Genomic DNA, 11,000 nt, shown 5'->3' with positions numbered 1-11,000 from the left:
CAGAGCGTGGTTACAGTCGGGCTCGATATCGCCAAGAACGTCTTTCAGGCGCATGGCGTGGATGAAGAGGGCTCGGTCGTTTTTCGGAAGCGCCTCACGCGCGCGAAGGTGGTCGAATTCTTCGCGGCACTTAAGCCTTGTCTGGTTGGCATCGAGGCGTGCGCCACCGCTCATCATTGGGCGCGTAGCCTACGCGAGCTCGGCCACACCGTAAAGCTTATGCCCCCGGCCTATGTGAAACCGTACGTGAAGAGCCAAAGAACGACGCGGCGGATGCGGAAGCAATCTGTGAGGCGGTGACGCGGCCGACGATGAGGGGCACTTCGCCGGCGCGTATGCCCCCGGTGCGCGCAAATGCTTCGGTGATCCAGGTCCAGGAAGCGTGCTGCAGAGCGCGGCCAGATAGTCGGGCATGAAGATCGAAACGCCGCCGACCGGAAGCAGGGAGCGAAGCGCCACGGTGTCGGCCGCGTAAAGCACGCGCTCTTCGGGGAGGAAGACGGCGTAATTGGTGTCGGTATGCGCGTTCGCAAGATAGAGCAGCTCTATCTCGACCCCGCCTATGGTGAGGCTTGTGTCGCCTTCCAGCGTTCCCGTCGGCGCCTGGACGTCGGCAACCTCGCCAGCGGCAAACCGCTCCCACCAATAGGCGCAGCGCGCATGGCAGAGCACGTTGCGGGGTGAAAGCGCCGCCGCGCCGCGCGTATGATCCATATGATAATGCGAATAAATCACCGTGTGCACTGGCTTGCGAAGACCTGCGGCATCGAGCTCGCGGCGAAGATTGGACACAAGTTCGGGCGAGAAGGGATCGACGACCACCAGGCCGTCGTCGGTATCGATCACCAGCGTGCGATCGAAGTACCAATTGTAGGTCCAGACGCGCGCGCTGACGCGCTCGAGCCGTGCTTGCTGCGTTCCCGGCGCATTGATGTAATCGATCTGCTGACCGATCGCCATCGTTGTCATTGCACGGTTGAGGTCGCAGCCCGCCACAAGCGCCGCGAGCGCAAGCGCGCCCCACACCAGCCGAAATCGATGCATTGCGAGCCTCCTGCCTTTGCGCGTCATTGTCGCGATGTGCGCTGAGGCCGCAATTACGCGCCTGGTCATAAACGCCCTGGTGAAGCGCGTCAGCGGATCAGGAAGGGAGACTATGGCGCCTCGACGAACACGTAATCGCGCTCGCCGTCGCTCAAGTGAAGACGGCGCGAGCCATCGGCCTCGCCGCTCCTGAACTCCAGTCCGTCATGGCTGGGTGATATCGTGATGAAGATCGTGGTGCTGTCCCCGTCGCGCCGGCTCGCCACTTCGCTCGCCCAGCCGCCAAAATCGAAGAACGTGCGCCCGTCTTCGCGCCTCACTTCAAGTGCGCCGAGTTCAGCGCTCCGGTATCGGGAAGCGAGGCCGGCGAGCGCATCGGCATCGGCGGGAACACCAAGGCTCTGGCGTTGTTCAGCGGCCCCGGCGCGCAGGCGCGGCGCATAAGAGGTGAGCATGTCGATCGCCGTCTCACGTCCATCGAACAGAAGCTCGAGCAGCCGCCTCCGGAACGCCGCGCGCAAGACCGAGCCGGTGTCCGAATTGATGAGGATGACCGCGCCAACGCCGTGCTCTGGAAGCCAGATCATGTCGGAGCGATAGCCCGCGGCGCTGCCGCCGTGATGAATGACCTCGACGCCCCATTGGCGATCGACCTTCAGCCCCATGCCGTAATATTCGTTGAGGCCCTCGGTGACCTGCGGTTCGTAGCGCGCCAGGAGATTGGCTTCGCTGATCAGCCTTCGCCCCTCAGGCAAGACGCCGCGCGCCAGCTCCATGCGCACGTAGCGCAGCATGTCGGAAACATTGCTCCAATGATTGCCGGACGGCCGAGTGGAGATCGACGCGTAGTTGAAGCCTTGCGAGGCGACGCTGATGCGTCCATCGACATCGAGTCCGTGGCCGCTCGCATGATTGGCGGCCATCGCCCGGCCGAAGTCGGCGGTGGTGTCGCTCATGCCCAGAGGCTCGAACACGAGGCGCTGCATCGCCGCGTCGTAGGCGCGGCCCAGTTCGCGACGCGGATAGAGCGCGTGCCCGCCGAAATAACCCGCCGCCGCCGCCAGCAGATTGGAATATTGATAAGTGTCGCCGAAGGCGCTTGTGGGCTCAGCCCTCGACAAAAGCTCCATGACTGAAGCCGGGGTTGAATACGTAGCATCGCCTTCAAACAGCCATTCATAATCCTGGCGGGGCAGTCCGGTGCAGGCGCAGACGAGATGGCGCACCAGCACCTGCTCGGTTGTTTCACGATTGCCCAATTGAAATTCGGGCCACACTTGCCTCACCGGCGTGTCCCAGCTGAAGCGGCCCTCATCGACGAGCCGAGCCAGCATCAAGGTGGTCAGCGCTTTGCCGTTGGAAGCGATGTTGAAAAGGGTGCGGGCGTCGACCGACTCGGCGGCGCCTAGTTCGCGAACGCCAAATCCGCCTTCGAAAACGATCTCGCCATCCTGGATGAGGCCCAGCGCAACGCCGGGGATATCGTACTCGCGGCGCGCCAATTCGATCATCTCGACGAGGGCGGCTATGCGCGTCTCGTCCAGCGGCTGGGCCGTGCGTCCCGCGAAGCTCTCGCGCGCATACCCCGCAGGCAGAAGCGAGTTGTAGATGACCTCGAGTTGGGCGTCGCGGCGTCCCGCAACGATCTCGCTCACATCGCGGATGAGAACAGTCCAGTTCTGGCCTTTGCGCAAAGCGAGAATGCGCAAGGCGTGCGCGCCGCCCGCCGGCGCATCGATCACATATTGCCGGGTCTCGTCCCAGCCTTCGCGTTGCGGCCGCGCGGCGCCTTGCGCCGCCAATGCCAATTCAGGCCTGTAGGCGCCAAGCGCGGTCTGAACCGCTGCATCGGCGCCGATCCCGCCGCCATCCAGAATGGCGACATAAGAATCGCCTTCCGGCGCTGCGAGAATAAATCCGGCCGCCTCTCTACGGATCGACCAGCCGCTCGGCGCCGCGACCCGCGCCCCATTCCGGAGTTCAAGCGGGACGTCGGCGATCGGCGAGCGTCCTGATGGCGCCGCCGCGTCCTGCGCCTGCCGGCGCTGCGCGTTTTCGCCGGCGCCGTCAGCGAGCGCACAGCCAGCCAAGAACAAGGCGATCGCAGCTGCGATAAGTCGTACGGGCATCAACTTCTCCCCTGGCGCGAAACCCACTGCGATCCGACCGCCTCCCCCTGCCTGGCGCCATCCGGCGTCAATTATAGGGAATGCTACAAAACGGGCGTTCCCGGCAAAGTCAAGCGACGCGCGACCGGCTGCGTACGCCCAGCGAGTGCATAACGCACCGCCAAAACATGATCTTGATCATATTTTGATCGCGCATCACCTGTCGGTGAGAAAACAGAAGGAGACTGCAATCAAAAGCGCCGACTGATCCTCGCGACGCTCGCCTACGCGGCGCCGACGTTCGTGCTGGGCTTTGTCTGGCGCCTCGTGCTGTTCGAAGCTTATTACGACCGTCTTCAGATCTATCGCGACGAGATCATCGTACCATTTGGCTTTGTTGCGCTCCTGGCGCAGGGGGCGCTCTATGCGTGGGCGTTCGAACGCTTCCCGGCCGGCGCGTTCTGGCTGCGCACAGCGGTGTTCGCGCTCTTTGGCGCGGCGCTGTCCTGGACCTACTCGACCCTTGCTGTGGCGGCCAAGAACGTGATGACATCGGTCCCTGACTATCTCCTCATCGAAACCGGCTTCACCTTGGCGCAATGGGCGCTCGCGGCGCCGTTGATGGCGTTCGCACCGCGCCTCCAGTCTCGACGATCTCGAAGTCCTTGAGCCGCAACTGCACGTCTTTGCCGCGTGCGCCGCGCGCGCCGAGAGCTGGGACGCGCCAGAACCGGGCCCAACGTCGTTCGAGCTGATCCCGCCGCGCCGGTGAGCGGGCGTGCTCCCCGTTGGCCCATGATCCCTGACGGAGCGACGCCTTATGCCCCACGACCCGCACCTCGTCGAACTCATGCGCGAGGCCATGCGCAGGCGCGCCGGCGTGAGCGAGCGACGGATGTTCGGCGGTTATTGCTGGATGCTGAACGGCAACATGCTGTGCGGCGTCGAGGTCGGCCGCTTCATGTTCAGAGTGGGCAAGGAGCGGGAAGCGCAGGCGCTGAGCCGTCCGGGCGCGACGCCCATGGACATCACCGGAAAACCGATGCGCGGCATCATCTGGGTCGATGCGGGCGCCGCGATCGATGCAGGGCTTGATGCATGGATCGACTTCGCGTCGCATTTTGTCGGCGCGCTCGAGCCTAAGTAGCGGGCGTGAATTCAATCCCCACCGCTGGCGTTCGCGTAAGTGATCTCGTCGGCGGCGCGCTCTCCGGATTCAATCGCGTTCGTCATCTAGCCGATGAGCGGGGACGTGTGCTCGCCGGCGGGATCCCCGCAGGCGAGGGACGGCGGCGGATGGCCGCGTTTCACGGTGCTCCAGGGGGATGTTGCTTTGCCGTTAAGAGCGGCCCAATTATAGGGGCGGCTACAGAAACTGAAGATGCAGCACTGATCCGATGGCGAAACGAGGTCGGCCTACGATATTTGACCGCGACGAGGCGGTCGAGCGTGCGCTCGAACTGTTCTGGGAGCGCGGCTACGAGGGCGTCACGCTTGAAGATCTGCAGCAGGCGATGGGCGGCATAACGCCGCCCAGCTTCTACCATGCCTTCGGTTCGAAAGAGGCCCTCTTCAAAGAGGTGGTCGATCTCTATCTCATGACTGTTGGCGCAAAGCAGATGCGCGCGCTGCAGCAAGGGACCACCGCCCGCCAGTCCTTCGAGGCGTTTCTCCGCGAAGTTGTCGCCGCCGTCTCCCGGCCCGGCAAAGCGCATGGCTGCCTCTTGGTGCAAGGCGCCCTCAACTGCGCCGCCTCTGGCAAGGGCGCGGAGGACTATGTCACCTCGGTCCGCCAGTGCGCGCCCAAGGTGCTGAAGCAGCGATTGGATGTGGCCGTCTCAAGCGGCGAACTTTCATCCAAACTCGATACCGCAGCCATCGCAAACTTCTACGCAACCGTTGTGCATGGGCTCGGCGTCCGCGCTCGCGATGGCGCAACGCGCAAGGCGCTGATGGCCTCGGTGGACGGTGCGATGGCGGCTTGGGACCCGCTCACCGCCACGCGCTCCCGCCGCGCCTGAAAGTCGAAATCAGCGTTGCGGAAGCGTAGGGCGAAGCCCCAATAGCGCTGACACGTCCGCAGCGGTTGCACTTTTTGGCGCCGTCGCTCTTCATTCAAGCCATGGATATTCGAGCTGCAGGGCAACCAGGGCAGCCGTTTGCACGCCGTGGCGCTGGGCGATGGCGCCGAGCGCGGCCGCCAGCGCCAGAGCGGGTTTGTCTTCAGGTGCTGGCGCGACGACGAGGTCGAGCTCGCCGTCGGAGGCCTCCCGCTCGCGATGAACGATCAGTCCGCTGCGCGCTCGCACAGGACCGGCGCCCGTTCCGACGGCGAGCGACTTCGACCTGTAGGTTCGTGACCACGCGTCGGCGGTGAAGGCGAGCGCGATCTCGTCGACGCCGTCGTTGACCTCAACGCCGATCGTCTCGCGCTCCCAGAATGCGAGCGTGTTCGCGGCGGCCACGCCAAGGACAGCGCCGCGGCGGCGAAAGGCGCTGCTGTCGTGGCGCGCATCCCAGCTCTCGGCGCCCAGTTCCGCGGCAAGGGCCGCGGCTCGTTTGCGCCCGCCAATCGCCTCCACCAGCGCCAGCGAGAACGGAAGCGAGGCCGACACGCCCGTAGTGGTCGCCACGCCGCGGTCGACGACATAGCGCCGGTCCCGCACCCAGGTCATGGCCGGGTTGCGTTCAGCGAGCGCTTCGACATCCCACCAGTGCGTGGTCGCCCGCCGCTCGCTTAGAAGGCCTGCCGCTTCGAGTGTGAGCGCGCCTGCGCAGATCCCCGCAACCACGGCGCCCCGCTCGGAACACTGCCGAATGAACGCAACCGGCGCTGCCGCGTCGCGCAGACGCAGGGCCGGCACGATGAGATAGTCCGGTCCATCCGGCGCCTCGCTCAGAATCTCATCGAGGTCCGCGCCGGCGTCGATGGCGAGCGCGGGCCGCAGCTGGGTGCGGCCTCTGAGCGAGGACGCGATACGCAGATCGCATAGGCCCGAGCGCTGGAGCACAGCGTAGGGGATAATGAGGTCCGTGGTTTCTGCGCCGTCTGGATCGGCGAGAATGACAACGAGCGGCCGCGCGCGCTTCGGAGGGCGGAGCGCTTCGATTGTAGAGGCGTGCTCGCTGAGATCGGGCGGCGCCGGCGCTGCGTCCTCGGCGACTTGCGGGCGCTGACAAGCGCTTGCGCCCATCGCCAGCGCGCCCGCGGTGAAGTCGCGACGTCGCATGTTCGCTCCTCTGCCTGATTGACCCGATCATCGCTCAGCCGCCTGACGCGCTGAAGGACAAAGAGGCCGCTTTTCCAGCCGTGCCCTGGAGCGGCGCGCGACGATTGAAGCAACGCCTCGTCTCGAATGGGAATGAAAAATATAGCCCACGCTATAGAGGCGCCTTGACGCGCCCGAGTCGGCTTTTTATGTAGCCACTACTATAGAAAGCGGCGTGAAAGCGCTGCGGCGTGGTTCAAGCGGCGTCCCAGCAAGGGCCATCGCCGGGGAGGTCGTTCTCGTGAAACTCATCGAAGCCTTCATCGACGCCGTCATCCGCTTTCGCTGGCTCGTCATCGTCTTGTCGGTCGCCGCCGTCCTGGCCGCCGGCAGCGGCTTGTCGCGCCTCGGCTTTGCGACGGATTATCGGATCTTCTTCGGGCCCAACAACCCGGAGATCAATCAGTTCGACGAATTCCAGAACGCCTATACCAAGAACGACAATGTCTTCTTCATCGTGCAGGCCCCGGAAGGCGAGGATGCGTTCTCGCCGCGTATGGCGGGGCTGATCGAAGAGCTCACCCAGCGGGCCTGGACGCTGCCGTTCGCCACGCGGGTCGATTCGGTGGCGAATTTCCAGCGCACCTATTCCGATGGCGACACCCTGGTCGTCGAAGACCTTGTGAGCAATGCTGGCGCATTGAGCGAAGCCGAGTTGGCGCAGCGGCGCTCCATCGCGCTGGCCGAACCGACGCTCGCGGGCAACCTCATTTCCCTGGATGGGCGCACGGCCGGGGTCAACGCGACGATCCAATTGCCCGGCGCCTCGCTCACCGAGGTCCCGGACGTGACGGCCGCCGCGCGCGCCATAGTCGCCGAGCTTAACGAGCGCCATCCCGATGTGCGCTTCGGGTTGACGGGCATTGTCGTCGTCAACAACGCCTGGGGCGAGGCCGGTCAGGGCGATAGCGCCACGCTCATTCCGCTCATGTATCTCGTAATGATCGCGCTTGCGATGCTGGGCATGCGCAGCATCTCGGCAGCTTTCGTGACGTTCGTGGCGATCGTTCTCTCCACCGTCGCGGCCATGGGCGCGGCGGGCTATCTCGGCATTCTGCTCGCGCCGATCACGATCGCCGCGCCCAACATCATCCTGACGCTCGCCATCGCCGATTGCGTCCATATCGTGGTGTCAACGCGCAAGCACTTGCGCCAGGGCATAGAGCGCAAGGAAGCGGTGCGACGCGCCATGCGCGAGAATTTCCTTGCCGTCTTCGTTACCAGCCTCACGACCATTATCGGCTTCGCCAGCCTCAACTTCGCCGACGGGCCCAACATTCAGGCGCTCGGCACGATCACCGCGATCGGCATCTTCGCGGCCTGGGCGCTGGCGATCACGCTCGTGCCGGCGCTGCTCGCGGTCTTGCCGATGCGCCCGGCGCGCGCGGCCCGCGCGGGTCTCTTTGACGGCTTCATCCATGCACTGGGAGACTTCGTCATCGCTCGCCGTACCGGGGTGCTCGTCTTCTTCGGTGCGGTGACGCTCGGCTTGACGGCGCTCGCGGCCACCAACCGGTTCGAAGACACCTTTTCGAAATACTTCGATGAGCGTCTCGCCGTCCGTCAGGACATGGACTTCTCCACTCAGGCTTTGCGAGGCCCTGAAGTATTCGAGTTCGCGCTCGAAACTGGCCGCGCCGCCGGCGTCAATGACCCGGCTTACCTTGCCGAGCTGGAGGCGTTCACGCTCTGGGCGCGCGCCCAGAGCGAAGTGGCCCATGTCCTGAGCTATTCCGACACCATCAAGCGTCTCAACATGAACATGCACGACGACGATCCGTCATGGGCGCGCCTGCCGCAAACCGCCGAAATGGCCGCGCAATATCTGCTGCTCTACGAGCTTTCGCTGCCCTACGGACTCGACCTCAACGACCGCGTCAATGTTGATCGCTCGGGAACGCGGGTCTCCGTCACCTTGCACGACCTCCCGACGACGACGCACCGGGCCTTCATGGACCGCGCAGAGGCCTGGCTGCGCGAGAACGCCACCCACATCGAGGCCACGCGTCCGACCGGGGTCTCGGTGATGGCGGCCTACATGTCGCAGCGTAATATCGAAGCGATGATCTCCGGCACGCTGATTGCCGCGCTGCTGATCGGGGCGGTCATCGCCATCTCACTGCGTAGCGTGTCGATGGGCTTTGTCAGCCTCATTCCAAATGTCCTGCCCGTGGCGGTGACGTTCGGCATCTGGGCGATCTTCGTCGGTGAGATCGGTATGGCCGCCGCCATTGTCGGCTCGACCTCGCTCGGCGTCGTCGTCGACGACACCGTCCACTTTGTCACGAAGTACCTGCATGCGCGGCGCGCGCTCGGCGCCGACCGGGCCGAAGCGGTTCGCTACGCCTACCGCCAGGTGAGCGAGGCGGTCATCGTGACGACGATCATCCTCGCCGTCGGTTTCAGCGCGCTCGCCTTCTCGCTCTTCCGCATCAACCAGCAGCTCGGCCAGCTCACCGCGATCGCCATCAGCGTCGCGCTTCTCTTCGAACTCTTCCTGCTCCCGGCGCTCTTACTCATCGGCTACCGCGACCCGCGCGACGCCCTTCAACAGGAAAGGATCGGCCATGTCCCGCAAGTTTCGTAGACGCGAACTCCTTGTCGCAGGCGCCGGGGCGGCGCTTTGGAGCCTCGGCGGGCGCGCCAGCGCGCAAGATGCCGCCGAGCGCGGCTTCGCCGTCGCCCAGCGCAGCGACACCTCCGACAATGGCTTTCGCGACAATGTGGCGAGCCTGCGCATGACGCTGCGCAACGCGAACGGTTCAGAGTCGCAGCGCGAACTCGAGATCCGCACCCTGGAGCGGGCGAGCGCCAATGTCGGCGACAAGAGCATCGTCATTTTCTCGGCGCCGGCCGATATTGAGGGCACCGCGCTCCTTTCGCATGCGCGCATCCTTGAGCCGGACGATCAGTGGATCTATCTGCCGGCGCTGCACCGGGTTCGCCGCATCGCCTCGGTCAACAAATCGGGCCCCTTCGTCGGCAGCGAGTTCGCGTTCGAGGACTTTACGGCGCAGGAACTCGGTAAATTCCGCTACAATTTCATGCGCGCCGAAAATCTGGACGGCGTCGCCTGCGATGTCATCGAGCGCTTTCCGCTCTATCAGCACTCCGGCTATCGCCGCCAGATCGTCTGGATCGATCAGCCGACAGCCCAGTTCCGCAAGATCGACTTCTACGATCGCGGCGACCGACATCTGAAGACGCTGCTGCTCGATGAGTACAGGCAGCATGGCGGCGCCTATTGGCGCGCCGGGCGCTTGCGCATGAGCAATCATCTGACGCGAAAGACGACGACGCTGGCGTTCTCCAACATCCGGTTCCGCACCGGTCTCAGCGAGGCGAACTTCGTGCCCGCCGTGCTGGCGACGCTGCGCTGAATCGATGCGTCTTTCCACCCTCGTTCCGGCCGGCATGCTGGCGCTGGCCGCCGGGGCGGCGTCTGACGCGTGCGCGCTGGCGCTCGACCTGTCTGGATCGGTATCGATCGAGGGGCGGGCGTTTCCTGGCGAGCCGCAGTTCGAAGGCCAGAGCGAGGAGCTTCAAATCGCGCTGAGCGCCGCGCCCGAGCTGGTATGGGAAAGCGGCAATGGCTTGCGCATCCGGCTTGCGCCATTCGCGCGGTTCGACAGCGTCGATGACAACCGCAGCCATATCGATCTGAGGCAAGGCTACGCGCTCTGGCGCGGCGACCGCTGGGAATTTTCGATCGGGGCCGACGTTCTCTTTTGGGGCGTCGCCGAAAGCCGCCACCTCGTCAACATCATCAACCAGATCGACGCGCTCGAGGACGTCAACGAGGAGGCGTTTCTGGGCCAGCCGATGGCGCGCGTCTCGCTGCGGCGCGGCGCCGAGCAGTTCAGCTTCATTGTCATGACTGGGTTTCGCGAGCGTGCGTTCGGCTCGCTCGACGGCAGGCTTCGGGGCGCTCTCGTGATCAGCGATGAGGCGCAATATGAATCCGAGGACGAGCAATGGGCGCCGGACATCGCCTTTCGCTATACGATTTCGTCGGGCGCCTTCGATCTTGGTTTGAGCGCCTTTCACGGCACATCGCGCGAACCCAGATTGATCGGCGCTGGCAGTGGGACGTTAACGCCATTCTACGACCGCATCAGCCAGGCCAGCGCAGATCTGCAGTGGACCAAAGACGCCTGGCTCTGGAAGCTCGAAGCGCTGGTGCGCGAAGGGCAGGGCGATGTGTTCGCCGCCGCAGTCGCCGGATTTGAGTGGACCTCTCCCGGCATCGCCGGCGGCGTCGCCGATCTCGGACTGCTCGTGGAATATCTCTATGATGGCCGCGGGGCCGAGGCGCCCTTCACCGCGCTCGACGACGATGTCTTCATCGGCAGCCGGCTCGGCTTCAACGATGCGCAGGACACCGCGCTGCTCGCAGGGGCGGTCCTCGATCTCGAGGGTGGGGCGCAATCCTTCCGCCTGGAGTTCGAGCGTCGCATCGGTTCGAGCTGGACCCTAGAGATCGCAGGGCAGGCGTTCGCGCATGCCGAGGCCACAAGCCCCGAAGCCGCGTTTGAAGACGACGATTTTCTGTCGGCCACGCTCTCGCGGCACTTCTGAA

Annotated in this window: 8 protein-coding genes and 2 pseudogenes; 7 read left to right on the top strand and 3 right to left on the bottom strand. The window is 64.7% G+C overall.

Translation table 11 applies throughout. The annotated features are described in order from the left end of the window. Positions 1-6 precede the first annotated feature (6 nt). A pseudogene (locus VEA80_RS05615) lies at positions 7-317 on the top strand (IS110 family transposase); the annotation flags it as partial. A gap of 121 nt (positions 318-438) precedes the next feature. Here VEA80_RS05615 and VEA80_RS05610 read toward each other — a convergent pair. Together VEA80_RS05610 and VEA80_RS05605 are read right to left on the bottom strand one after the other, a co-directional pair. Further along, a pseudogene (locus VEA80_RS05610) lies at positions 439-960 on the bottom strand (MBL fold metallo-hydrolase); the annotation flags it as partial. A gap of 194 nt (positions 961-1,154) precedes the next feature. Further along, a complete protein-coding gene (locus VEA80_RS05605) occupies positions 1,155-3,173 on the bottom strand; it encodes a serine hydrolase domain-containing protein (RefSeq protein WP_325059716.1) in 2,019 nt (672 codons plus the stop codon). A 282-nt stretch (positions 3,174-3,455) separates the two neighbouring features. Here VEA80_RS05605 and VEA80_RS05600 point away from each other — a divergent pair, with 282 nt between their 5' ends. From VEA80_RS05600 to VEA80_RS05590, 3 genes are all read left to right on the top strand, one after another. Beyond that, positions 3,456-3,821, top strand: a complete 366-nt coding sequence (locus tag VEA80_RS05600; protein WP_325059715.1) for a hypothetical protein — start codon at positions 3,456-3,458, stop codon at positions 3,819-3,821. Positions 3,822-3,972: 151 nt separating this feature from the next. Continuing rightward, entirely contained in the window at positions 3,973-4,299 is a 327-nt protein-coding gene (locus VEA80_RS05595) for a TfoX/Sxy family protein (protein ID WP_325059714.1), read from the top strand. Positions 4,300-4,549: 250 nt separating this feature from the next. Continuing rightward, entirely contained in the window at positions 4,550-5,173 is a 624-nt protein-coding gene (locus VEA80_RS05590; RefSeq protein ID WP_325059713.1) for a TetR/AcrR family transcriptional regulator, read from the top strand. Between the two features lie 90 nt (positions 5,174-5,263). On the opposite strand, the gene VEA80_RS05585 is transcribed toward VEA80_RS05590, so the two are convergent. Then, the gene (locus tag VEA80_RS05585; protein ID WP_325059712.1) at positions 5,264-6,382 is read right to left on the bottom strand and encodes a DJ-1/PfpI family protein; all 1,119 of its coding nucleotides are present in this window, start codon (positions 6,380-6,382) and stop codon (positions 5,264-5,266) included. A gap of 280 nt (positions 6,383-6,662) precedes the next feature. Between VEA80_RS05585 and VEA80_RS05580 the strand changes: the two genes are divergently transcribed. From VEA80_RS05580 to VEA80_RS05570, 3 genes are read left to right on the top strand one after another with little or no spacing between them, the layout of a single operon-like run. Continuing rightward, positions 6,663-9,008 carry an efflux RND transporter permease subunit gene (locus VEA80_RS05580; protein WP_325059711.1) on the top strand — a complete coding sequence of 782 codons (2,346 nt, stop codon included), beginning with the start codon at positions 6,663-6,665 and terminating at the stop codon, positions 9,006-9,008. Continuing rightward, entirely contained in the window at positions 8,989-9,801 is an 813-nt protein-coding gene (locus VEA80_RS05575) for an outer membrane lipoprotein-sorting protein (RefSeq protein ID WP_325059710.1), read from the top strand. Before VEA80_RS05580 ends, VEA80_RS05575 begins: the two co-directional genes overlap by 20 nt. 4 nt (positions 9,802-9,805) lie before the next feature. Beyond that, entirely contained in the window at positions 9,806-10,999 is a 1,194-nt protein-coding gene (locus VEA80_RS05570) for a hypothetical protein (protein WP_325059709.1), read from the top strand. Position 11,000: the final 1 nt, after the last annotated feature.

The organism is Vitreimonas sp., from assembly GCF_035627415.1.
Taxonomy (GTDB): Bacteria; Pseudomonadota; Alphaproteobacteria; order Caulobacterales; family Aquidulcibacteraceae; genus Vitreimonas.
Note: the sequence above shows the minus strand (reverse complement) of the source record. Positions and strands in the feature narration are given on the sequence as shown.

Coding starts and splice junctions, on each gene's coding strand:
- VEA80_RS05605 (WP_325059716.1), bottom strand. CDS start 3,173: ATGCCCGTACGACTTATCGCAGCTGCGATCGCCTTGTTCTTGGCTGGC.
- VEA80_RS05595 (WP_325059714.1), top strand. CDS start 3,973: ATGCCCCACGACCCGCACCTCGTCGAACTCATGCGCGAGGCCATGCGC.
- VEA80_RS05590 (WP_325059713.1), top strand. CDS start 4,550: ATGGCGAAACGAGGTCGGCCTACGATATTTGACCGCGACGAGGCGGTC.
- VEA80_RS05585 (WP_325059712.1), bottom strand. CDS start 6,382: ATGCGACGTCGCGACTTCACCGCGGGCGCGCTGGCGATGGGCGCAAGC.
- VEA80_RS05575 (WP_325059710.1), top strand. CDS start 8,989: ATGTCCCGCAAGTTTCGTAGACGCGAACTCCTTGTCGCAGGCGCCGGG.
- VEA80_RS05570 (WP_325059709.1), top strand. CDS start 9,806: ATGCGTCTTTCCACCCTCGTTCCGGCCGGCATGCTGGCGCTGGCCGCC.